This window comes from Sphingosinicella sp., assembly GCF_013911755.1.
In the GTDB taxonomy this organism is placed as follows: Bacteria; Pseudomonadota; Alphaproteobacteria; order Sphingomonadales; family Sphingomonadaceae; genus Sphingosinicella.
This window is the reverse complement of sequence record NZ_JACESP010000002.1, coordinates 171,722-195,125: the sequence shown is the minus strand read 5'-3', so window position 1 is coordinate 195,125 and position 23,404 is coordinate 171,722. Positions and strand designations below refer to the sequence as shown.

The following is a 23,404-nucleotide window of genomic DNA, read 5'->3' as shown; positions in this document are numbered from 1 at the left end:
CCGGAAGCGCCGAAAGCCACCATTTGCAGGCCGTCAGGGCCGAATGAGTCCTCAATTGTAGCGGCGCAGCAGCCCCACGAGCTTGCCCTGCACGCGCACGCGGTTCGGTGCATAGCGCTGCGCGGTGTAAGCGCTGTTCGCCGGGTCGAGGCGGATTTCACCCTTGTCGCGGCGCAGGTATTTGAGCGTCGCCTCGTCCTCATCGACCAGCGCCACGACGATTTCGCCGTCGCGTGCCGTGTCGCATTTCTGAACGAGCGCATAGTCGCCGTCGAGAATGCCCGCCTCGATCATGGAGTCGCCGGAAACCTCCAGTGCGAAATGATCGCCGGAGCCGCCGCCAAGCAGGGCTGCGGGAACCGACAGGCTGCGGTCGCTTTCCATCGCCTCGATGGGCATGCCCGCCGCGATCTTTCCGTGCAGCGGCAGCGTGATGATGTCATCGTTCGCCGCCTGGACGACAGGCATCTGCCGCAGCGGAGCCTTCGGCGCCGTGCCGGTTTCTGGGAAGCGCAGCACTTCAAGCGCGCGGGCGCGGTTCGGCAGCCGCCGGATGAACTGCCGCTCCTCGAGCGCATTCACCAGCCGGTGGACGCCCGATTTCGATTTGAGATCGAGGGCTTCTTTCATCTCCTCGAACGAAGGCGAGACGCCGCCCGCCTGCAGCCGATCATTGATGAACATCAGCAGTTCGTGTTGCTTGCGCGTCAGCATGTCCGGTTCCGCCCTCCGTGTTTCACGACTCGTCCACAACATGTTCCGTTTTTCGTGAACGAATGGGGAACATTTAGGGGGTGGCGAAAACCCTGTCAAGCGCGAGCACGGGAACATCCGTGCCGGCCTCCACCGCCGGAGCGCCTTCCGGGCGGATGATGAGCGCGTTCGCGCCGGCGAGCACGCCGAGCATGGAGGAATCCTGCGCATCGAACGCGCGTACGCCGTCTGCTGTCAGCCGCGCGCGCAGGTGATCGCGGCGGTTGCCGTTGGCGGGCAGGGGGGCGAGCAGCCGCGCCGTGGTCACCGGGTCGGCGTTCGTGCTCCCCGCCATGCGCGCGAGCATCGGCAGCGCGAACAGCACGGCGCAGACGAAGGCGGAGACCGGGTTGCCGGGCAGCCCGAGCACGCGCGCACGCCCAAGCGATCCGGCGATCAGGGGCTTGCCCGGCTTGATCGCGACCTTCCAGAAATCGAGCGCCGCGCCTGCGTCCATCAGCGCGGCCTGTACGAGATCATGGTCGCCGACCGACGCGCCGCCGATGGTGACAATGAGGTCCGCGTTGCCGGCTGCGCTGAGCCCCTTGGCGATGGCGTCAAGATTGTCGGGAAAGATGCCGAGGTCGCGCACCTCCGCGCCCGCCGCGCGCAGCAGCGCGGCAAGCATCACGCCGTTCGAACTCACGATCTGGTCCATCTGCGGCACCGCGCCCGGCGGCACCAGCTCATCTCCCGTCGCGATGATCGCGACGCGGGGGCGCCTTATAGAAAGGCTGCCGTGCCCGGAAGCGGCGGCAAGGCCAAGATGCTGTGGCGAAAGACGCGTTCCCGCCGCGATCAGTCGCTCGCCTGCGCTGAAATCCTTTCCCGCCACGCGGATGTGTGCGCCGACGCGCGGCGGACCTTCGCCCGTCAGCGTCAGCAGGTCGCCCTCGCGGCGAACCTCTTCCTGCACGATCACCGTGTCGGCGCCTTGGGGCAGGGGAGCCCCGGTGAAGATTCGGGCGGTTTCGCCCGCGCCGACCTCTCCGGCAAAGCCCCGTCCCGCCGCGCTTTCGCCGACGACGCGCCACGGCCCCGGCATATCGGCCCAGCGAACCGCATATCCGTCCATCGCGGAAGAGGGGAAGGGCGGCTGCGTCAGCCGTGCAATGAGGTCTTCGGCAAGCGTCAGGCCGGTGGCTTCGGCGAGCGGAAGGTCTAAGGGCGGAACCGGCTCACAGGCCGCAAGCAGCCGCGCCAGCGCGTCCTCGTAGCTCAGCATCCGCCCGGCGCGGTCCAGTCGCCGGATTTGCCGCCGGTCTTCTTCAGCAGGCGCACGCCCGAAATCACCATCGCCTTGTCCACGGCTTTCACCATGTCGTAGATCGTCAGCAGCGCGACCGAAGCCGCTGTCATCGCTTCCATTTCAACGCCCGTGCCCCAGGTCGTCGCAGCTGTCGCCTCCACGCGCACGCCGCCGTCCTCCAGCGTGAAGTCCACGCCGACGCTGGTGAGCGGCAGGGGGTGGCAGAGCGGGATGAGGTCGGCGGTCTTTTTTGCAGCGGTGATCCCCGCGATGCGCGCGACGGCAAGCACATCGCCCTTCACTGTGCTCGCGTCCCGCACGGCTGCAAGCGCGTCGGCGGACATGGCGATATGCCCTTCGGCGATCGCCGTGCGTGCCGTCACCGCCTTGCCCGAAATGTCGACCATGCGGGCCTTGCCGGCTTCGTCGAGGTGGGTGAGCGTCATCGATCAGCCCTCCAGCAGCCGTTTCGTCGCGGCAGTGACGTCATCCTGCGCCATCAGCGACTCTCCGACAAGGAAGCTGTTGATGCCGTGTGCCGCCAGCCGATCAAGGTCCGCCCGCGTCCGCAGCCCGCTCTCGCCGACAAGCGTATAGCCTTCCGGCACGGCCGACAGCTCAACCGAAGTCTCAATATCAACATGCAATGTCTTGAGATTACGATTATTAATTCCCAATAACCGCGATTTCAGATGGATAAGCGCAGCATCCCGCTCGGCTACATCGTGAACTTCAACCAGAACATCCATCCCCCACCCGAACGCCGCGTCCTCCAGTTCCCGCGCCAGCCCCATACCGATCGCCGCCACAATGATCAGGATCGCATCCGCCCCAATCGCCCGCGCCTCCGCCACCTGATACGGATCGACCATGAAGTCCTTGCGCAGCACCGGCAACGGCACCGCCGCGCGCGCCGCGATCAGCTTGTCGTCGCTACCCTGAAACCAGTGCTCCTCTGTCAGCACCGAGAGGCACGAAGCCCCACCCGCGCGGTAGGCGCGCGCCAGCGCCGGCGGATCGAAGTCCGCGCGGATCAGCCCCTTGCTCGGCGACGCCTTCTTGATCTCGGCGATAAGGCCGAAGCGGCCCTCCCGCTTTGCCGTATCGAGCGCCGCCTTGAAGCCGCGCGGCGCATCCGCCGCGCGCGCCGCCGCTTCAATCTCACTGATCGGCCGCGCGGCTTTCCGCGCCGCGACGACGCCCCGCTTGTGGTCGCAGATTTCCGCCAGCACGTCGCTCATCGAAAGGTCTTCCAACGTTCCAGCAGCGCCCGCGCGCGTCCGTCGTCGAGCGCCGCCGCTGCCATGGCCGCACCAGCGGCCCAATCCTCGGCCTTGCCCGCGACTATCAAGGCGCCGGCGGCGTTCAGGCACACGATGTCGCGATAGCCGCCGCGTTCGCCCTGCAGAAGCCGCAGCATCGCCGCGGCGTTCTCCTCCGGCGTACCGCCCCGGATCGCATCGGGTTCGTGCCGCGCGAGTCCTGCCGTTTCGGGCGAGACCTCTTCGATTTCGAGGCGGCCTGCGATCAGCCGCGTGCAGGTCGTCGGCCCTGTGACGGTCAGCTCGTCGAGCCCGTCGCTGCCGTGGACGACCATCACCGCCTCGGCGCCCAGCCGCTGCAGCGCTTCGGCGATGGGGAGCACCCATTGCCGCCCCGGCACGCCCACAAGCTGCCGCTTCACCCCTGCCGGGTTCGCGAGCGGCCCGATCATGTTGAAGATTGTTCGTCGCCCGATCGCGCGCCGCACGCCCGCGACACGCGCCATCACAGGATGATGCTTCGCAGCAAACAGAAAGCCGATGCCGACCTCCGCGAGCGAGCGTTCCACCGTATCGGAAGCAAGGTCTAGATCGAGGCCCAGCGCTGAAAGCACGTCCGCCGCACCAGACTTTGAAGAGGCTGCCCGGTTACCGTGCTTGGCGACCGCCACACCGCACGAGGCGACAACAATGGCGACCGCAGTCGAGATGTTGAGCGTATGCGCGCCGTCGCCGCCCGTACCGCACACGTCGATGGCGCCTTCGGGCGCCGCCACGGGTCGCATACGGCTGCGCAGCACGCTTGCCGCCGCAACGATCTCGTCAACCGTCTCACCGCGCTCGGCGAGGCCGGTCAGGAAACGGGCGATTTCCGCATCCTCGACATCGGCGTTCAGAATCGCGTCGAATGCCGCGCGCGCCTCTGCCTCGCCGAGCGGCGCGTGGGTCGCGGGCAGATGCTTCACGCGGCGATGTCGCGCGGACGCGGGTTCATCCCTGCTATCCGCATGAAATTGGCGAGCATGTCATGGCCATGCTCGGTCGCGATGCTTTCGGGGTGGAATTGCACGCTATGGATTGGGAGGTTCGCGTGACGGAAGCCCATTACCGCCTCGTCGTCCGACCACGCGTTCACGATCAGGCTCTCGGGAATACCCTCCACGATCAGCGAATGATAGCGCGTCGCCGTGAACGGCGACGGAATGCCGGCGAAGAGCCCGGTGCCGTCGTGGCGGACGGGCGACGTCTTGCCGTGCATCAGGTGCCCGCGCACCACCTTGCCACCGAAATGCTGGCCGATCGCCTGATGGCCGAGACAGACGCCGAGCAGGGGCTTGCCCGCGTCCGCGCAGGCCGCGACCATGTCGAGGCTGATCCCGGCTTCATTCGGCGTGCACGGCCCCGGCGATATCAGGAACGCGCACGCGCCGCTCGAAAGCGCCTGCCCGGCAGAGATCGCATCATTGCGCACAACCTCCACCTCCGCCCCCAGCTCCATCAGATAGTGGACGAGGTTCCAAGTGAAGCTGTCGTAATTGTCGATGACGAGGATCATGGCGCGACCGCCCTAGTCAAGGGAGGCGGAGAGGGCAAGTTATTGCCCGTATCCCGGCTCGCGCGCGCGCGCGATGGCGTCGCGCGCCGCGGCGATCAGCGCGCCGGATTTCGCCTCGCACTCGCGCTGCTCGTAGGCAGGCGTCGAATCCGCCACGATGCCTGCGCCCGCCTGGATGTGCATCGTGCCGTCCTTTACCACTGCCGTGCGCAGCACGATGCAGCTGTCCATTGATCCGTCGGGCGAGAAATAGCCGACGCCGCCCGCGTAGGCGCCGCGCTTCTCGGCTTCCAGCTCGGCGATGATCTGCATCGCGCGCACCTTGGGTGCGCCCGAAACCGTACCCGCCGGGAAACCCGCCATCAGCGCATCAATGGCGTCCTTGTCCTTGGCGAGGTCGCCGCGCACGTTCGAGACGATGTGCATCACGTGGCTGTAGAACTCGACCGTGTTGCGTTCCGTCACCGAAACGCTGCCTTCCGACGACACGCGGCCGACATCGTTTCGGCCGAGGTCGAGGAGCATCAGATGTTCGGCGAGTTCCTTGGGGTCGGCGAGCAGGCTGTCGCGGTTCGCAGCATCCTCCACGGTGTTCGCGCCGCGCGGTCGGGTCCCGGCGATGGGGCGTACCGTGACTTCGCCGTCACGCACGCGCACGAGGATCTCCGGGCTGGAGCCGATGAGCGCGAAACCCGGCAGGTCGAGCATATAGAGGAACGGGGAGGGGTTTATGCGCCTGAGCGAGCGGTAGAGGCTGAAAGGCGGCAGCGCGAACGGGATCGAGAAACGCTGCGCCAGCACCACCTGAAAGATGTCGCCCGCGACAATATAGTCCTGCGCGCGACGAACCATTTCGGCATAGCGCGCCGGATCGGTATGATGCGTCACGTCGGCGGCGGCAGGCAGCGCAGCCTCGCGCGAGCCTTGCGGGAGCGCGCCCGCCAGGCGCGCCTCGGCGGTTTCGATGCGTTCGATCGCGGCGGCAAGCGCACCGCTTGCCGAAAGACCGCCGGGAAACACAGGTGCGGCGATGAAAAGTTCGTCCTTCAATCGGTCGAACGCCATCAGCAGCGACGGGCGCACGAACAGCATGTCGGGAAGGCCGAGCGGATCGCTCTCCGGGGTCGGCACCGGTTCGACGAGCCCAATTGTCTCATAGCCCATGTAGCCGACGAGACACGCGAAGGCGGGCGGCAGGTCCGGCGGTAGGTCCATGCGGCACCCGGCGACGAGATCGCGGAGCGCGTCGAGGGGCGCCGCATCGACGGGCGTGAACGCATCAGGTACTGAGGCGAAGCGGGCATTGATCTCCGCCTGCCTGCCGCGAACCCGGAAGACGAGATCGGGCGCGAAGCCGAGCAGTGAATAGCGCCCGCGCACCGTCCCGCCCTCTACGGATTCGAGCACGAAAGCGCCCGATCCCGCCCTGCCGAGCTTCAGCATCGCGGAAACCGGGGTTTCCGTATCGGCGATGCGCCGCGTCCAGACGAGCTGCGGCTTTCCGGCTTCGTAAATCCGCGCGAAGTCCGCGGCTTCGGGATGGATCATCGGGAGCCGATCAATCGGGCTGGTCGGCGGTGCCCAGGTAGCGCTGCTTCAGGCGTTCGAGAGCTTTGTCGTTCCGCTTGACGCCAACGTTGGACATGATCGCCGCCACGAAGTTCTGGGCGTACTCATTCGTTGCGGCGGTCTGCATCTGCGAACGCATCTGATCGAGGAAGGCTGGCGCTTCAGCAAGGTTGCCCGGTTTCACATCGGCAACGTGCACGACGAACCAGGCGCCGTTGCGCGGCTGTGCGAGTGCGCGCGCATCGCCCTTTGCAAGTGCGAAGCCAAGGCTGATCGGCGGCGGCACCGGCTCGCGGCGCGCGGCGATCTCGATGCGGCGCGCTGTGAAGCTCTGCGCGGGCGGCATCTTGTTTTCCGCAAGCAGCGCGGCGAGCGGCTTGCCGGCCTTGAGGCCCGCGACGATCTTGTCGGCAACCGTCTTCGCGGCATCCATCCGGCGCTCGAAGGTGAGCGCGGCCGTGACCTGCGGCTTGATGTCGGCGAGTGGCACCGGTGTCGGCGGCACGACCTCTTCCACGTCCATCAATGCGTGCAGCGTTTCGGAAACGTCCTCGACCGTCGGCTCGTCGTTCTCTTCGGTCGTGAACGCACGCTCGATGAGCGGGCGGATGCGCTGGTCGAGCTGGAGACCGGATTCGCCGAGCGTCAGACCTTCGCTTGTCACCGGGGGAATGCGGACCACGGTAAGACCGAGATCTTTCGCCGCCTCGGCGATGTTCGCACCATCGGCGAGCGCGTCATCGGCCTTCTCCACGATATCGGCGACAGCGTTCGCGGCAAGTTCGGTTTCGACCGCAGGGCGTATCTCGTCCTTAACTTCGGCGAGCGTGCGCGCGGGCTTGGTTACGACGGCGTCGACATGCACGACATGCCAGCCGAATTCGCTCTGCACCGGCCCGGCGATCTTGCCCGATGCGGCTTTGAACGCCGCGTCCGCCACGGCGTCGGCGGTCTGGTCGGCAAGCGCGATCTTCGAAAGCGTGCCGAGTTCAAGGTCGGTTTCGCCATATCCCGCCACATCCTTCGCGACAGCGGCAAAGTCCTCGCCGGCGTTCGCCCGCTTCGCGATCGTGTCGGCCTGCGCCTTGTCCTGCACCACCACCTGACGCAGCGTCCGCGTTTCGCTCGCGGCGAATTCGCTGGCGTGGCGCTTGTAGTAGTCGGCGAACGCCGCGTCGGTCACCTTCACCGTCTTCGCGATCTCGGCGCTGTCGATCAGCGCATAGGTGATGCGGCGGCGTTCGGGCACCGTGTAGTTGGCGATGTTCTTCTTGTAGAAGGCCTCGAGGTCCGCGTCGCTGAGCGTCGGCACCGGGAAGGACTGCGCCGGAATCGCGCCAAGCTCGAGCGTGCGCTGCTCGAGCTGGAGGGCCGTGAACGGCTCGGCGAGCTTGCGGGGCGTCATCGGGATCGAGTCGACGAGGCCGAGCAACTGGCGGCGCACGACGTCGCCGCCGATCTCGCGGCGCACCATGTCTTCGGTCAACCCCTGAGCGCTGATCGCCTGGCGGAAAACGTCCTCGGAAAAGCGTCCGTCGGGTCCGCGGAACGCCGCGATCGAGGCGATTTCGGCGTCCACCTGCCGCTTGCTCGGCCCGAGGCCCAGCTTTTCACCCATCGCGCTGAGTGCCTGCGAGCCGATCAGGCGTTCAAGCACGCCTTCCAGCATGCCGCCGCGCACGGCCTGCGCCGCGGTGATACCCGGTTGTTCCTGCCGGATCGTCGCGAGCTGCCGGTCGAACTGGCTGGAAAGCTGCGCGTCGGTGACATCCTCTCCGGCCACCTCGACCACTGTGTTCGCCGCCGGGCCACCGCCGAACGGGTCACCGATGCCGGTGACAATGAACGCGACGAGCACGAGCCCCAGAAGGGCAAGGACGATCCAGGAAGAGAGGGCCTTGCGGAAAAAACTGATCATCGGGAGCCTTTGGTCATTCGCGCGCGTTCGGCATTGGAAATAGCGCCCGGTTTATAGGTATCTGCAGCAGGCGCGGCAAGCGCGCCCTTGGCTTGCCCGTGCGTGCATTGCTAAGGCCTACCGCAAATGCACATGGAGAGTTTGATGGAAAAGCCGATGCTGGTTGCGGGCAACTGGAAAATGAACGGCCTGAGAGCGGCGCTTGCCGAGGCGGAAGCGATCGCGCGCGCGGCCGATAGCGCGCCGTCCCGCGTCGAAGTTGCGATCGCGCCACCGTTCACGCTCCTGGCGCTCGCGAAGGACGCGGCAGCGGGCTCGCGCCTGCGTATCGGCGGGCAGGATTGCCACACGAACCCGTCGGGCGCGCACACCGGCTGCATCGCAGCGGCGATGCTCGCCGATCTCGGCTGCGACTTCGTGATCGTCGGCCACAGCGAGCGACGCACTGACAACGGCGAGACCGACGCGGTCGTGAAAGCGAAGGCGACCGCCGCGATCGGCGCTGGCATGCGTGCGATCATTTGCGTGGGCGAAACGGAGGCCGAGCGCGACGCCGGGCGTCATCTCGACGTCGTGGCGGCGCAGATCGACGGCTCGCTTCCCGACGCCGATCCGGCGAGTGTCGTCATCGCCTATGAGCCCGTGTGGGCGATCGGCACGGGCCGCACGCCGCTCGCGGGCGATGTGGACGAGATGCACAACGCCATTCGGGCGCGTCTCGTTGCCCGCTACGGAGAGGACGGGCGGCGCATCCTCATTCTCTACGGCGGCTCAGTGAAGCCCTCCAACGCAGCCGAGCTGTTCGCGGTGCGCGAAGTGGGCGGCGCCCTCGTGGGCGGCGCCAGTCTCAAAGCTTCGGACTTCCTGCCGATCATCGCGGCAGCCTGAGCGGTGCGCACCGCCGCTCTTGTCGCCGTGCTGATTGTCACAAGTCCTGCGGCGGCGGAGGTACGGCTCGTGGTGCCCGAGGCGGCGGCGCCGCGCACGGGCACGTTCGAGGTCGTCTTCCTCAACGACGGCGCGGCGGCAGCGAAGCTCGATGCGCCCCGCACGATTACCGTTGCGGAGGGCGAGGCAACGCTTGAGGGGGTTGCATCGGCCGAGATCGCGCCCGGCGGGTTCGCGCGCGTCAGCTACCGGCTCGCGGATGCGGTTGCAGCACAGCCGCAAGTCGGTGCCGCGGTTTCAACAGCCACGCCGCAGGAAGCGGAAGCAACGAGCCTTGGCCGTTTCGAGACCTATCAACCGATGTATGCGCTCGTCGGCGCGAACCCTTCAGATGCGAAGCTCCAGTTGAGCTTCCGATATCGCCTCTTCGGCCAGAAGCCGCGCGAATTCAGCACTGGAGACGGCAGTCGCGAATGGCGTGCGGGGCTCTATTTCGGATACACGCAGCGCATGTTCTGGGACCTCTCCCAAGAGTCGATCCCGATGTACGATATCACGTTCAGCCCCGAATTGTTCGTGCGAGCGGTTTCGCCGGGTTCGACCAGCGTGGGCTCCCCGATGCTCGGCATCCAGGCGGGTGTCCGCCACCAGTCGAACGGCGAGGACGGCGCAGACTCGCGCAGTTTCAACACGCTCTATGTTGAGCCGTCGGTCGGCTTCGGCCTCGGCAACGGCTGGACGCTCACAGCCGCGCCCCGGATCTGGGCCTATGTCGGCAGCAAGGAAGGCAACGAGCGTATCGCCCGCTACCGCGGATACACGGGCCTGACGCTCGATCTAAAGCAGACTGACGGCCTCGGCATCCGCGCCGACATTCAGGGCAACATCGAGGGCGGCCGCGGCAGCGCCGAGGTGGATGTCAGCTATTCGCTCCGCCAATGGACCGGGCTCAACCTCTATCTCTACAGCCAACTCTACACCGGCTACGGCGAGGCGCTCATCGACTATGACGAACGGAGCACCCGCCTCCGCTTCGGCATCGGCATCGTCCGCTAGGGTCTTTCACCGACGATCCACCAAACCCGGTGGGGAACCGCGAGCGGGTCTTCTGGAAAACGCGCGCGGAGCATGGCGACCAGAGTCTCGTCGAAACGAGCGGTTGCCTCAGCGTTGAGGCTGGCCTTGATCCCGGCACTTGCACGGATGCGGCCGCGCCATGCTTCGTGGCTGTAGGGCTGGGCGACGTCGAACGAGCGGGTTTCAAGACCTGCAAAACCGGCGTTCGCCATGTCCGCAGGCCAGTGCGGATAGACTCCTGTTCCGCCGGCGAGCATCCATGCCGGATTCGCCTCCACGATCAGATGCTCGGTCGCCTCGACGACGTTGCCCCGGAGTGGAAGCCAGTCGAAATGGCAGATGACGAGATGCCCGCCGGGCTTCAACACACGGAAGGCTTCTGCGGCGGCGCGCTCGCGCTCGAACCAGTGCCAGCACTGCCCGGCAGTGACGATGTCGAAGCTCTGGTCGGCAAACGCCAGCGTTTCAGCGCGGCCTTCGCGAAAATCGACGGAAACGCCTTCGCGCCGTGCGATCTCGGCGCCTTCCTGCATCATCTCACGCGATGGATCGACACCGATGACGTCGAGGCCGCGCCTGGCAAGGCTGCGCGCGACGGCCCCCGTGCCCGTGCCGATATCGAGCGCTTTCAGCCCCGCTCGAAGTGCGATCTGTTCGGCGAGGCGGCTGAAGAACGCTTCCGGAAAACCGGCCCGGAACTTGCCGTAATCTGACGAAGCCTTACCGAAATCGACGCTGGGGCCGAGCCTTGCAGCGGCCGCGATCATATCCTTGGGGTCCATAGGGCCGGTGTCCTGCGTGGTGACGCCGTCCTCCATCGCGCTGCTGCAGGCAAAGGTCAATCGCGGCGCGCGGAGCCCGGAGCGCTTGAACTCCCGTCCCCGCGTCGTTATGTGGCCAGCAGAAATTCTGCCAGAAACGATCGGTTCCGCATGTCCACCGCGCTGATGCATTTTGTCCTCGTCGTCCACTCGCTGATCGCGATCGCGCTTGTCGCGGTGATTCTGCTTCAGCGCAGTGAGGGCGGGGCGCTCGGTATTGGCGGCGGTCCGGGCGGGCTGCTGACCGCGCGGGGCGCGGGCAATCTGCTGACGAAGTCGACCGGCGTCCTTGCCGCGCTCTTCCTCAGCACCAGCATCCTGCTTGCCGTGCTCGCGAGTCTCGCCAAGGCGCCGACCACGATCGACACCTCGCTCGTGCCGACGGCGGAAGCGCCGGCCGCGCCTGCCGACGGTTTGCCAACCGCGCTCCCTGGCACCGCACCGGCTGACGACGCGCTGCCGATGGCGCTGCCGCCCGCGCCCGCCAGCGACGACATTCCGACCGCTCAATAAAATCATCCACAGAAAAAAGTCCCGCTGCCACCCCGAATCGGGTGGCGGTCCATCCCTTTGCTCGCCTATAGGTTTCCTCCCATGGCGCGGTACATTTTCATCACCGGCGGCGTGGTTTCCTCGCTCGGAAAAGGTCTCATGGCGGCGAGCCTCGCCGCGCTCCTGCAGGCGCGCGGCTACACGGTGCGCATCCGCAAGTTCGACCCGTATCTGAACGTCGATCCGGGAACCATGTCGCCCTATCAGCACGGCGAGGTCTACGTCACCGACGACGGGGCGGAGACCGATCTCGATCTCGGCCACTACGAGCGGTTCACGGGCGTGCCTTCGCGGCAGTCCGACAACGTCACCTCGGGGCGCATCTACCAGCAGATCATCGCCAAGGAGCGCCGCGGCGACTTCCTCGGTGCGACCGTGCAGGTGATCCCCCACGTGACGGATGCGATCAAGGCGTTCGCGCTTGCCGACACCGAGGGCCTCGATTTCGTGCTCTGCGAGATCGGCGGCACGGTGGGCGACATCGAATCGCTGCCGTTCATCGAGGCGATCCGCCAGCTCAGGAACGACATCGGCGCCGAAAACGTATGCTTCGTCCACGTCACGCTGATCCCGTTCATCGCGGCGGCGGGCGAACTCAAGACGAAACCCACGCAACACAGCGTGCGCGAACTCACCAGCCTCGGCATCCAACCGCAGGTGCTCGTCTGCCGCTGCGAAAAGCCGGTGCCGGATAGCGACCGCGCCAAGATCGCGCTGTTTTGCAACGTCCGCAAGGAAGCCGTGATCCCGGCGCTCGATGCGAAGAGCATCTACGGCGTGCCCCTCCAGTACCATGCCGAGGGGCTGGATCGCGAAGTGCTGCACGCTTTCGGCATAGAAGCAAACGCCTCACCGGACCTGTCCCGCTGGGACGACATCATGGATCGACTGAACAACCCCGAAGGCGAGGTCACGATCGGCGTCGTCGGCAAGTATGTAGGCTTGCAGGACGCCTACAAGTCGCTCCACGAGGCGCTCGTCCACGGCGGCATCGCGAACCGCGTCAAGGTCAACGTCAAATGGCTGGACGCCGAACTGTTCGAAGGGGAAGGGGCGGAACCCCAGCTCCTTGAACCCATGCACGGCATCCTCGTCCCCGGTGGCTTCGGCGAGCGGGGCAGCGAGGGCAAGATCGCCAGCGTCGCATTTGCGCGCGAGCGCGGCGTGCCGTTCTTCGGCATCTGCCTCGGGATGCAGATGGCCTGCATCGAGGGTGCGAGGAACCTCTCCGGCATCAAAAGCGCTTCCACTACGGAGTTTGGTCCTACGGACGAGCCTGTGGTCGGCCTCATCACCGAATGGATGTCCGAAGAAGGCCTTCAGAAGCGTGAGCTGGGCGGCGACCTCGGCGGTACCATGCGCCTCGGCGCGTTCCCAGCAAAGCTCGGCGCGAACAGCGTCGTCGGCAGCGTCTACGGCGCCACCGAAATTTCCGAACGCCACCGCCACCGCTACGAGGTGAACATCCACTACAAGGATGCGCTCGAAAAAGGGGGGCTCGTCTTCTCCGGCATGTCGCCCGACGGCGAGCTTCCCGAGATCGTCGAACGGCCCGATCACCCCTGGTTTATCGGCGTCCAGTTCCACCCGGAACTGAAGTCGAAGCCATTCGACCCGCACCCGCTGTTTGCCAGTTTCATCGCGGCAGCCCTCAAACAAAGCCGCCTCGTCTAGTTTCTCCCTCTCTCGGCGGGGAGAGGGAGAAACAGAAGGACTTAAATCGCCTGCCCGCCGGAAACCTCGATCCGCTGCGCATTCACCCAGCGATTGTCCTCCGAAAGCAGGTTTGCAACCATCGGCCCGATATCATCCGGCACGCCGACGCGACCGAGAGCAGTGATGTCCGCAAGGCCCTTGTTGATCTCGGCATTGTCGCGCACCGCGCCCCCGCCGAAATCGGTCTCGATCGCGCCCGGTGCCACGGTGTTGACCGCAATGCCCCGGGCGCCCAGTTCCTTCGCCATATAGAGCGTCAGCACCTCGACCGCGCCCTTCATCGCCGCATAAGCTGCGTAACCGGGGTAGGCGAAACGGGTGAGACCGCTCGAGATGTTCACGATGCGCCCCCCGTCCGCGATGAGCGGCAGAAGCGTCTGGGTGAGGAAGAAGACGCCTTTAAGGTGGACGTTGACGAGGCCATCGAACTGCGCCTCGGTCGTCTCGGCGATGGGCGCGTATTCGCCGTGCCCAGCATTGTTCACCAGATGATCAAACGTCTCTCGCTGCCACGTACCGCGCAGCGCCGCACGCAGCCGGTCTGCAAAGCCTGCGAAGGTGGTGATGTCGCCGGCGTCGAGTTGAAGCGCAACGGCCTTACTCCCCATTGCCTGAATCTCCGCGACGATACGCTCGGCCTCGTCGCTGCGGCGGTGATAGGTGAGTACGACATCGCCGCCGCGGCGCGCGATGTTGAGCGCCGTATTGCGTCCAAGGCCACGGCTGGCGCCGGTGATAAGCGAAACCTTCGTCATGGTCGTTCTCCTCGGGTTTGTGTTGCTTGACGTATAGGCGCTGCACACGTTCTCGTGTTGCCGGAAGCTCGGAATGTCTTGCCTGATTCTCCGAAGGAGATGCGCTTCGAGCTGAAAGCGGCTATTGCACGCCTCATGACCACGCTCCTCGATGCAGTCCGGCGTCACGCGGACGCCCATGCCGATTCGCTCGGTTTCGCGCTGACCCCGATCCCCGGCCTGTTTGCCGTGCGCGCGACCGCGCCGAGCGGGCTTCTTCACGATGTCTACCGCCCGCTTGTCTGCCTGCTCGTGCAGGGCAGCAAGCAGGTGACGATGGGAACGCAGGCGTTCGCCTTCTCCGCGGGGGATTCGCTGCTTGTGACGGCAGACGTGCCGACCGTCAGCCAGATTACGCGGGCAAGCCTTGCCGCGCCTTACTATTCGCTGGTGCTTGAACTCGACCTTGCGCTGATCGCCGAGCTCACGGCGGAAATGAAGCCCACGCCCGTGTCCGATATCGTACCTGTGCGCGTTGATGCGACGGACGGGGAGGTTGCCGACGCCGCGCTTCGTTTGATGCGGCTGCTGGATAGGCCGCAAGCGCTGCCGGTGCTGCAGGGGCAGCTGCGGCGCGAGATGCACTATTGGTTACTGGCCGGGCGGCATGGCCCCGCGATCCGACAACTCGGCTGGCCGGATGGTCACGCAAGGCGTATCGCACGGGCCGTTGCCGTGCTGCGCCAGGCCTATGTCGAGACGATTCCCATCGAGCGCCTGGCCGCTGCCGCTGGCATGAGTTCATCGTCGTTCCATCACCATTTCAAAGCGATCACCTCGCTTTCGCCGCTGCAATTCCAGAAGCGGCTGCGTCTCATCGAAGCGAAACGGTTGATGCTTTCGGAAGGTCTGAGCGCCGCGCATGCGGCATTCTCTGTCGGTTACGAGAGCGTGCCGCAGTTCACGCGCGAATACGCCCGCCTGTTCGGCCTGCCGCCGGTCCGGGACACGCGTGTGGTACGCGAGAGTGCCCGCGCAGCCTGAGGGATGGCGTTGAAACAGCGGCGTTCAGCCGTGGCGCGGCGGTGTCATGCGCGATGCGCCGCCGCAACAGCCTGTCGAACAAACAGAATTCTGGCGGTGGCTGTGAGTGGCCCCAAAATGAAAAGCACCCGGGTCGTTTCCGGCCCGGGCGCTCTCGTGACGAGTCATTTAACTCCCGCGAAGATCAGGTCCTTTGTTCCCCCATCGGACCCTGATCTTGCTAGCGCGCCGTCGTTGTTCGCGTCGCGCGTCCTCCCCCAACCCTGGTGCCCTCCCACAGGCGATACCGGATCAGATGGCGAGAGTGTTACGGTGCAGGTGGCCATTCCGACAAGAGACTGTCACGCCTCACGCACATTAATTTCCAGGGGTGTGGATATGATGCAACAATGCGGCTCTGCGCGGTTGCGGAAGGAGCCTCGCTAGCGGATCGCGGAATGGGCAGTTGCTTGCGCGGCAGCCCATGCTAGACAGCGCGCACCATGCGTCTTTCCCGCTATTTTCTTCCGCTCCTCAAGGAAACCCCCACCGACGCGCAGATCGTCAGCCACCAGCTGATGCTGCGGGCCGGCCTCGTGCGTCAGACCTCGGCCGGCATCTATGCCTGGCTGCCGGTCGGTCTGCGCGTGCTCGACAAGATCGCTGATCTGGTCCGCCGCGAACAGGATCGCGCGGGTGCCATCGAGCTATTGATGCCGACGATCCAGTCCGCGGATCTCTGGCGCCAGTCGGGCCGTTACGACGCCTATGGCCCTGAAATGCTGCGCTTCAAGGATCGGCACGAGCGTGAAATGCTCTATGGGCCGACCAACGAGGAGATGATCACCGCACTGTTCCGTGACGCGGTGAAGAGCTACCGCGACCTTCCGCGCACGCTCTATCACATCCAATGGAAGTTCCGCGACGAGGTGCGCCCCCGCTTCGGCGTCATGCGTGGCCGCGAATTCCTGATGAAGGACGCCTACAGCTTCGATCTCGACGAGGCGGGTGGCAAGGTTTCGTACAACGCCATGTTCGAGGCGTACCTGCGCACCTTCGCGGCGATGGGCCTCAAGGCCGTTCCAGTGCGCGCGCCCACGGGCCCGATCGGCGGCGACATGAGCCACGAGTTCCACATCCTCGCCGAAACCGGAGAAAGCGAGATCTTCTACGATTCGGCGATCGAGGACGTAAACGTCACCGACCCCGACGCTGTCTCCAAGCTCTCCTCCATCTACGCGATGGAGGCCGAAGAGCATGAGAAGGTAACAAACTGCCCGGTTCCGGCCGAGCGCCTGCTCAGCCGCCGCGGCATCGAGGTCGGGCACATCTTCTTCTTCGGCACCAAATATTCGGCCGCGATGGGCCTTTCGGTGCAGGGGCAGGACGGCAAGCCCGTCACGCCGCAGATGGGCAGCTACGGCGTTGGCGTCTCGCGACTCGTCGGTGCGGTGATCGAGGCGTGCCACGATGAAGACGGCATTGTCTGGCCGGAAGCGATCGCGCCCTTCAAGGTTGGTCTCATCAACCTCCGCAGCGGCGATGCGGCCTGCGATGTGGCCGCCGACGATCTTTACGCAAAGCTCCAGCGCGCGGGCGTCGAGACGCTTTATGACGACCGCGACGAACGCGGCGGCGCCAAGTTCGCGGGGATGGACCTTGTTGGTATCCCCTGGCAGCTTGTCGTCGGACCGAAGGGGGTCAGCGCCGGTATCGTCGAGCTGAAACACCGTAAGACCGGCGAGCGCCACGAGCTTTCCGTCGACGCGGCACTGGAGAAGCTGACGGGATGATCTCCCGCTACGAGCGCATGATCGCCCGGCGCTATCTGCTGCCGGGCCGGGGCGAGGGGTTCATCTTTCTCGTCGCATCGATCAGCCTCGTCGCCGTCGCGCTCGGCGTCGCAGCGCTCATCGCCGTCATGTCGGTTATGAACGGCTTCCGCGCCGAACTTTTCGACCGCATCCTGGGCCTCAACGGCCATGCCGTCGTGCAGGGCTACGGCGGCCGCCTGCCGGACTGGCAGCCGCTGCTGGCGCAGGCCCGCGCGACGCCGGGCGTGGTGCAGGCCGAGCCGATCATCGAACAGCCGCTCATCGGCTCCTACAAGAGCCGCGCCGAGGGCGTCCTCCTGCGCGGTATGCAGATGGACGATATCCGCAGCCTCAAGCTCGTTGCGGACAACGTCAAAGCAGGGCGCCTCGAAGACCTCTCACTTGAAGGCAATTTCGTCGCCATCGGCGCACGCCTCTCCGAATCGCTCGGCGCCGGGGTGGGAGACACGATCAGCCTGATCTCGCCCGACGGGCAGGTGACGCCCTTTGGGACGACGCCGCGCATTGTGCCGTATCAGATCGCGGCCGTGTTCGAGGTCGGCATCTTCGATTACGACAAGGCTTTCGTGCTGATGCCGCTCGACCGCGCGCAGACGTTCCTCCGCATGGGCGACGACATCGGCATGATCACGCTGACGACAACCGACGCGGACAAAGCCGACCGCATTCTCCAACCGCTTGTCCCCGCACTTACCGGGCGAGGCGTCATCATCGATTGGCGGCAGATGAACGGCGTGCTGTTCGAGGCTTTGTCGGTGGAGCGGACGGTGATGTTCGTCGTCGTCGGCTTCATCATTCTCGTCGCGGTGTTCAACATCCTCACGAGCCTCATCATGCTGGTGCGCGCCAAGACGCGCGACATTGCCATCCTGCGGACGATGGGCGCCAGCCGCGCCGCTATGATGCGCATCTTCGTTACCGTCGGCACGTTGATCGGGTCGGCGGGCATCTTGCTCGGCATGGCACTCGGCTTCCTGTTCCTGCACTACCGGCAGAACATCGTGATGGGCGTTTCCAAGATCACCGGCGTCGATCTCTGGGATCCGCGCATCCGCTACCTCACCGAACTCCCCGCGAAGACCGACATGGTCGAAGTCACCGCCATCATTACGCTGGCGCTGGTGCTCAGCTTCCTCGCGACGATCTATCCCGCGTGGAAGGCGGCAAGCACCGATCCCGTGCAGGTGCTGCGCTATGAGTGATGTGCTCGCGGTCAAGGGCCTCGCGCGCAGCTTCCGGCAGGGCGGCGCGGTGATCGACGTGCTGCGCGGTGTCGACCTCACCGTCGGTCCGGGCGAGATCGTGGCGCTGCTTGGGCCGTCGGGCTCCGGCAAATCCACCATGCTTCAGGCGATCGGCCTTCTCGAAGGCGGCTTCGAAGGCTCCATCGTCATCGACGGCCGCCCCGCCGAAAAGCTCTCCGCTTACGAACGCACCGAGGTGCGTCGCGACAAGCTCGGCTTCGTCTACCAGTTCCACCACCTGCTGCCGGATTTCAACGCGCTCGAAAACGTCGTGCTGCCGCAACTGATCGCAGGCCGTGATATGGCTTCGGCTGAAGCCAAGGCCAAGGCCCTGCTCACCGATCTCGGCCTCGGCGAGCGCCTCGATCATCGCCCGTCGCAGCTTTCCGGGGGCGAGCAGCAGCGCGTCGCGGTGGCGCGTGCGCTCGCGAACGAACCGGTGCTGGTGCTTGCGGACGAGCCCACCGGCAACCTCGACGAAGCGACCGCGCAGCGCGTGCTCGCCGAGTTTCTGCGCGTCGTGCGCAGCCACAACTCCGCCGCGCTCATCGCCACGCATAACACTGCGCTTGCCAAGCAGATGGACCGGACGGTCGCGCTGCACGAGGGGCAACTGGTGGAAACGCGATGACCGCTTGGCAGGACCAGCCTCGGCTTGAAGGGCAGCATGTCAGGCTTCTGCCGCTCGAAGCCGCACATGCGGACAGCATCGCCGAGGTATCGCGCGACGGCCGGCTCTGGGAACTGTTCTTCACGCGCGTGCCTTCGCCCGATGATGTGCCGAGCTGGCTTGAAACCGCGCTTGCCGAAAAGGCTGCGGGGCGATCGATGCCGTTCGTGGTCGAGGCGGGCGGCCGCATCGTTGGCGCCACCCGCTACCTGCGCATGAATGAAGCGCACCGCAGGCTCGAAATCGGCGCGACCTTCTACGCGAAGTCGGTGCAGCGTTCGCCGGTGAACACCGAATGCAAGTTGCTGCTGCTCGGCCACGCATTTGAGGCAATGGGCTGCAACGTCGTCCAGATCCGGACGGACTGGCTCAACCATGCCTCTCAACGCGCCATCGAACGACTTGGGGCCAAGCGGGACGGCGTGCTCCGCAATCACCAGATCGCGGTGGACGGCCGGGTCCGTGACATCGTCTGCTACAGCATCATCGCCACCGAATGGACCGGCGTGAAGCAGAATCTCGAATTCATGCTTTCCCGAAATCGGGAGCCTGCGCCACAATAGGCCATGCCCGAATCGCGTTTTGTCCATCTCCGCATCCAGTCTCCCTATTCCATGCTGGAGGGTGCGGTTCACGCGAAGGACATCGCCAAAGCTTGCGTGAAGTACGGTATGCCCGCCGCCGCCGTCACCGACAGGAACAACCTGTTCGCGGCCATGGAGTTTTCCGAAAAGCTTGCAGAAGCAGGTGTCCAGCCGATCATCGGCGCGCTGCTCGCGGTCGCGCGGCCTGGCGCGCCGCAGACGGGCAGCAAGCCGGTGCAGGACTGGCTGGCGTTGCTCGCGCAGGACGAGGCGGGATACAGGAACCTCATCCGCATCGTCTCGCGCGCGCACCTAGAATCCGATCCCGTCGACGGCCCGCACGTACCGCTGGCCGAGCTCGAGGGGCTTACGGACGGCCTCATTGCGCTCTCAGCAGGGCCGGACGGTGCGCTCACCCGGCTGCTGGCGGAGGGGCAGGCGGATGCCGCGGGCGCTTATGCGGACATGTTGCAATCCCTTTTCCCGGACCGGCTCTACATCGAGCTTTCGCGCACACACAACCCGATCGAGGACAGCGCCGAGCAGGCGCTGATCGCTCTCGCCCATGCCCGCAACCTGCCGCTCGTCGCGACCAACCCGGTGGCCTTTCCGGACAAGAGCTTCGCGGCGGCACATGACGTGCTGCTCTGCATCGCCGACAGCGCTTATGTGGAGACCGAAGGCCGCCGCCGAGTTTCCGAGGAATGCTGGCTGAAACCGCCCGGCGACATGATCCGCCTATTCGAGGACGTACCCGAGGCGATCGACAACACGCTCGTCATCGCGCGTCGTTGCGCGGTGATGGCGCCGACGCGCAAACCGATCTTGCCGAGCCTTGCCGGAGACCGCGAGGGCGAAGCGACGATGCTCATTGAGCAGTCACGCGCCGGGCTTGTCCGGCGGCTTGAAGGGCGCAGCGACACCGAACCCTATTTCGAGCGTCTGGATTACGAGCTCGGCATCATCAACAAAATGGGCTTCGCGGGCTACTTCCTCATCGTTGCCGATTTCATTCAGTGGGCGAAATCACAGGGCATTCCCGTGGGACCGGGACGCGGCTCGGGCGCGGGTTCGGTCGTCGCGTGGGCGCTTACCATCACCGATCTCGATCCCATGCGGCTCGGTCTGCTGTTCGAACGCTTCCTCAATCCCGAGCGCGTTTCGATGCCGGACTTCGACATCGACTTCTGCGAAACCAGGCGCGGCGAGGTGATCCGTTACGTGCAAGAGCGCTACGGGCGCGATCAGGTGGCGCAGATCATCACCTTCGGAACGCTGAAGGCGCGCGCCGTCCTGAAGGACGTCGGCCGCGTTCTGCAGATGCCGTATGGGCAGGTCGACCGGCTTGCGAAGCTGGTGCCGAATCACCCCACTGACCCGTGGACACTCGATCGAACGCTGAACGGCGTTGCCGAGTTCGTCGCCGAGACGAAACGCGATCCGGCGGTGGAAAACCTCGTCAATCTCGCGATGAAGCTCGAAGGCCTGCCGCGCCACGCCTCCACGCACGCGGCGGGCGTCGTGATCGGTGACCGCCCACTCGACGAACTCGTGCCGCTCTACCGCGATCCGCGCTCGGACATGCCTGTCACCCAGTTCGATATGAAGTGGGTGGAAAAGGCTGGCCTTGTGAAGTTCGACTTCCTCGGCCTCAAAACGCTCTCGGTCCTCCAGCGCGCGCTCGACCTGCTTGCGAAGCGTGGCGTCACCGTCGACCTATCGACGATCCCGTGGGACGATCCCGATGTCTTCGCGCTGCTGGCGAAGGGCGACACCGTCGGCGTGTTCCAGCTCGAATCCGAAGGGATGCGCCGCACGCTCGCGCAGGTGAAGCCGGACTGTTTCGAAGACATCATCGCGCTCGTTTCGCTCTACCGTCCCGGCCCGATGGACAACATTCCGAGCTTCGCGAACCGCAAGCACGGGACCGAGGCGGTGGACTGCCTTCACCCGAAGCTCGAACCCATCCTGAAAGAAACCTATGGCGTCATCATCTACCAAGAACAGGTGATGCAGATCGCGCAGGTGCTCGCGGGCTATTCGCTCGGCGAAGCCGACCTTCTGCGCCGCGCGATGGGCAAGAAGAAGAAAGAGGAGATGGACGCCCAAAAGGCGCGTTTCCTCGAAGGCGCGACCGCGCAGGGCGTCGATAAGGCGCAGGCCGATTATATTTTCGAGCTTGTGGCGAAGTTCGCGGGCTACGGCTTCAACAAGAGCCACGCTGCCGCCTATGCACTCGTCGCGTATCAAACCGGCTGGATGAAGGCGAAGTATCCGGTCGAATTCTACGCTGCGTCGATGGCCTATGATATCGCGCTTACCGACAAACTCAGCGTGTTCATCGATGACATGAAGCGCATGGGCGTGGAGTGTCTGCCGCCTTGCATCAACAACAGCGAGGCGGATTTCTCGGTTGAGGACGGCAAGGTGCGATATGCGCTCGCCGGCCTTAAAGGCGTCGGCGAACGTGCGATGGAGGGAATCGTCGAGGTTCGCAAGTCGGGCGGAGCGTTCAAGTCGCTGACAGACTTTGCCGAGCGTATCGATCCGACGCTGCTCAACAAACGCCAGATTGAAAGTCTTGTCTCGGGCGGTGCCTTTGATTGCGTCGAGCCCAATCGATCGAGAGCATATGCGATGGCCGAGGCGGTACTCGCGGCGGCAAATGCTGCGGCCGACGCGCGCGAAACCCATCAGGGCGCGCTGTTCGGCGGGGCGGGCGGCGGCGCCTCGATCACATTGATGGCACCCGGCAGCGTCTCGGCATGGTCGCTTGGCGAGACAATGGCGAAGGAGCGCGATGCCTTCGGCTTCTATTTCGCCGCGCACCCGCTCTCGGCCTGGCAGCACGTACTCGACACGCACGGCGCACGCTCGTACGCTCGCGTTTGCGAGGATGGCGCGCCGTGGGACGGCGGACGCGGTAGCGCGACGATGGCGGGCCTCGTCGAGTCGGTACGCTGGCGCACGCCTCAGAACGGGCGCAGCTCACGCTACCTCCTCGCCAGCCTGTCGGATTCGGGCGGCCAGTACGTCGCGAGCTGTTTCGACGAAGAGGTGATGCCAGCACTCGAGGTCGCCGCAGCGACGCAGGAGATCGTGCTCATCAACGCCGAACTGCTCTGGCGCGAAGGAGAAGAGACGCCGCGCGTCACCATACGCGGGCTGACCCCGGTTGCCGAGCTTTCGAAGCACAGCCGTGGGCGGCTGAACCTCAAGGTTTCGGGAGACTTCGATGCCGCGGCGCTGCGGCGTCTTGCCGACGCCCAGCCCACCGGGCGCGGCGACATCTTTGCCGAAATCGCGGTTTCGGGTGGGTTCGCCTCAATCCGGCTGGCGCGTGGTCTGCTGCTCGATTCGGAAATGCGTCACAGCGCCGAGCGTATTTCCGGCGTCACAGCCGCCGAGCTGGTCGCTGTAAACTAGGCCATTTTTTTGCACCGCGGCGCATAGTCGCAACCGTTTTCAAGCGTATTTTTGCTGTTGCATTGCTGCACTGCAGTATGCAATTTGTGTGTCACTCAAAAAATCGTTTGACTTAGAACTGAGTGGTACTTAAACAGGCTTCAGTGGTTTTAAGTAAGACTCAGTAGTAGCCCTCCCACGGCAAGTCAGGAGCAAGATCATGAACCGCGTTCTCGTCACTCTCCCCCTCGCATTCGTCGCGTCCGCTTTGTTCATCAGCGCATCGGTGACGCCGGCGCACGCCGCCGACGGAGCCTGCGCTGCGATGCCCGCCAACATCCGCTCGGTTGCCGAAAAGGGCGATGCCGATACGGCGAAGAAGGCGCTGAAGCTGGTTCGCACCGGCGAGCTTCTTTGCGATGCGGGCAACGAGCGTGCGGCCAAGAAGAAATTCGAAGGCGCGTACAAGACCCTCGGCGTCGCCGAAGAGGAATACGCGCAGCTCGCGAAGTAAGTCCTCCCAAGGCCCACTGCGGTCTTCAAGGGCTG

Annotated in this window: 21 protein-coding genes; 11 read left to right on the top strand and 10 right to left on the bottom strand. The window is 65.2% G+C overall.

The window, feature by feature from the left end; genetic code table 11:
- Positions 1-51: 51 nt before the first annotated feature.
- The 8 genes from lexA to H2052_RS02655 form a co-directional block, all read right to left on the bottom strand.
- Positions 52-714, bottom strand: coding sequence for a transcriptional repressor LexA (gene lexA / locus H2052_RS02690; RefSeq protein WP_293777740.1), 663 nt, complete (start codon positions 712-714; stop codon positions 52-54).
- A 73-nt stretch (positions 715-787) separates the two neighbouring features.
- Positions 788-1,978 carry a gephyrin-like molybdotransferase Glp gene (gene glp / locus H2052_RS02685; RefSeq protein ID WP_293777738.1) on the bottom strand — a complete coding sequence of 397 codons (1,191 nt, stop codon included), beginning with the start codon at positions 1,976-1,978 and terminating at the stop codon, positions 788-790.
- Positions 1,972-2,448, bottom strand: coding sequence for a cyclic pyranopterin monophosphate synthase MoaC (moaC, locus tag H2052_RS02680; protein WP_293777736.1), 477 nt, complete (start codon positions 2,446-2,448; stop codon positions 1,972-1,974). The genes glp and moaC overlap by 7 nt, the downstream gene beginning before the upstream one ends.
- Positions 2,449-2,451: 3 nt before the next feature.
- Positions 2,452-3,243 (bottom strand): indole-3-glycerol phosphate synthase TrpC, encoded by a 792-nt coding sequence (trpC, locus tag H2052_RS02675; protein ID WP_293777734.1) that lies wholly within the window; start codon positions 3,241-3,243, stop codon positions 2,452-2,454.
- Complete coding sequence (gene trpD, locus H2052_RS02670) at positions 3,240-4,229, bottom strand: anthranilate phosphoribosyltransferase (protein ID WP_293777732.1); 990 nt, start codon at positions 4,227-4,229, stop codon at positions 3,240-3,242. Before trpD ends, trpC begins: the two co-directional genes overlap by 4 nt.
- Positions 4,226-4,819, bottom strand: a complete 594-nt coding sequence (locus H2052_RS02665) for an aminodeoxychorismate/anthranilate synthase component II (protein WP_293777729.1) — start codon at positions 4,817-4,819, stop codon at positions 4,226-4,228. Before H2052_RS02665 ends, trpD begins: the two co-directional genes overlap by 4 nt.
- A gap of 39 nt (positions 4,820-4,858) precedes the next feature.
- The gene (locus H2052_RS02660; protein WP_293777727.1) at positions 4,859-6,367 is read right to left on the bottom strand and encodes a chorismate-binding protein; all 1,509 of its coding nucleotides are present in this window, start codon (positions 6,365-6,367) and stop codon (positions 4,859-4,861) included.
- Positions 6,368-6,377: 10 nt separating this feature from the next.
- Positions 6,378-8,306 (bottom strand): SurA N-terminal domain-containing protein, encoded by a 1,929-nt coding sequence (locus H2052_RS02655; RefSeq protein WP_293777725.1) that lies wholly within the window; start codon positions 8,304-8,306, stop codon positions 6,378-6,380.
- A 144-nt stretch (positions 8,307-8,450) separates the two neighbouring features.
- Here H2052_RS02655 and tpiA point away from each other — a divergent pair, with 144 nt between their 5' ends.
- Complete coding sequence (gene tpiA / locus H2052_RS02650) at positions 8,451-9,194, top strand: triose-phosphate isomerase (RefSeq protein WP_293777722.1); 744 nt, start codon at positions 8,451-8,453, stop codon at positions 9,192-9,194.
- Positions 9,195-9,197: 3 nt separating this feature from the next.
- Positions 9,198-10,250 carry a phospholipase A gene (locus tag H2052_RS02645; protein WP_293777719.1) on the top strand — a complete coding sequence of 351 codons (1,053 nt, stop codon included), beginning with the start codon at positions 9,198-9,200 and terminating at the stop codon, positions 10,248-10,250.
- Here H2052_RS02645 and H2052_RS02640 read toward each other — a convergent pair.
- Positions 10,247-11,113 (bottom strand): class I SAM-dependent methyltransferase, encoded by an 867-nt coding sequence (locus H2052_RS02640; RefSeq protein WP_293777716.1) that lies wholly within the window; start codon positions 11,111-11,113, stop codon positions 10,247-10,249. The genes H2052_RS02645 and H2052_RS02640 overlap by 4 nt on opposite strands.
- 90 nt (positions 11,114-11,203) lie before the next feature.
- On the opposite strand from H2052_RS02640, the gene secG reads away from it, so the two are divergent.
- Together secG and H2052_RS02630 are read left to right on the top strand one after the other, a co-directional pair.
- A complete protein-coding gene (secG, locus tag H2052_RS02635) occupies positions 11,204-11,605 on the top strand; it encodes a preprotein translocase subunit SecG (RefSeq protein ID WP_293777713.1) in 402 nt (133 codons plus the stop codon).
- An 81-nt stretch (positions 11,606-11,686) separates the two neighbouring features.
- A complete protein-coding gene (locus tag H2052_RS02630; RefSeq protein ID WP_293777710.1) occupies positions 11,687-13,318 on the top strand; it encodes a CTP synthase in 1,632 nt (543 codons plus the stop codon).
- A gap of 41 nt (positions 13,319-13,359) precedes the next feature.
- Here H2052_RS02630 and H2052_RS02625 read toward each other — a convergent pair whose 3' ends face one another.
- Complete coding sequence (locus H2052_RS02625; RefSeq protein WP_293777708.1) at positions 13,360-14,115, bottom strand: SDR family oxidoreductase; 756 nt, start codon at positions 14,113-14,115, stop codon at positions 13,360-13,362.
- Between the two features lie 78 nt (positions 14,116-14,193).
- Here H2052_RS02625 and H2052_RS02620 point away from each other — a divergent pair, with 78 nt between their 5' ends.
- From H2052_RS02620 to H2052_RS02590, 7 genes are all read left to right on the top strand, one after another.
- On the top strand, positions 14,194-15,138 hold the full coding sequence (locus tag H2052_RS02620) for an AraC family transcriptional regulator (protein WP_293777705.1): 945 nt from the start codon (positions 14,194-14,196) through the stop codon (positions 15,136-15,138).
- A gap of 482 nt (positions 15,139-15,620) precedes the next feature.
- On the top strand, positions 15,621-16,910 hold the full coding sequence (proS, locus tag H2052_RS02615) for a proline--tRNA ligase (RefSeq protein ID WP_293777702.1): 1,290 nt from the start codon (positions 15,621-15,623) through the stop codon (positions 16,908-16,910).
- Entirely contained in the window at positions 16,907-18,154 is a 1,248-nt protein-coding gene (locus H2052_RS02610; RefSeq protein ID WP_293777700.1) for a lipoprotein-releasing ABC transporter permease subunit, read from the top strand. The genes proS and H2052_RS02610 overlap by 4 nt, the downstream gene beginning before the upstream one ends.
- Complete coding sequence (locus tag H2052_RS02605) at positions 18,147-18,827, top strand: ABC transporter ATP-binding protein (RefSeq protein ID WP_293777697.1); 681 nt, start codon at positions 18,147-18,149, stop codon at positions 18,825-18,827. The genes H2052_RS02610 and H2052_RS02605 overlap by 8 nt, the downstream gene beginning before the upstream one ends.
- Entirely contained in the window at positions 18,824-19,429 is a 606-nt protein-coding gene (locus tag H2052_RS02600) for a GNAT family protein (protein WP_293777694.1), read from the top strand. The genes H2052_RS02605 and H2052_RS02600 overlap by 4 nt, the downstream gene beginning before the upstream one ends.
- Before the next feature lie 3 nt (positions 19,430-19,432).
- Positions 19,433-22,876, top strand: coding sequence for a DNA polymerase III subunit alpha (dnaE, locus tag H2052_RS02595; protein WP_293777691.1), 3,444 nt, complete (start codon positions 19,433-19,435; stop codon positions 22,874-22,876).
- Between the two features lie 199 nt (positions 22,877-23,075).
- Positions 23,076-23,369, top strand: a complete 294-nt coding sequence (locus tag H2052_RS02590; protein ID WP_293777688.1) for a hypothetical protein — start codon at positions 23,076-23,078, stop codon at positions 23,367-23,369.
- Positions 23,370-23,404: the final 35 nt, after the last annotated feature.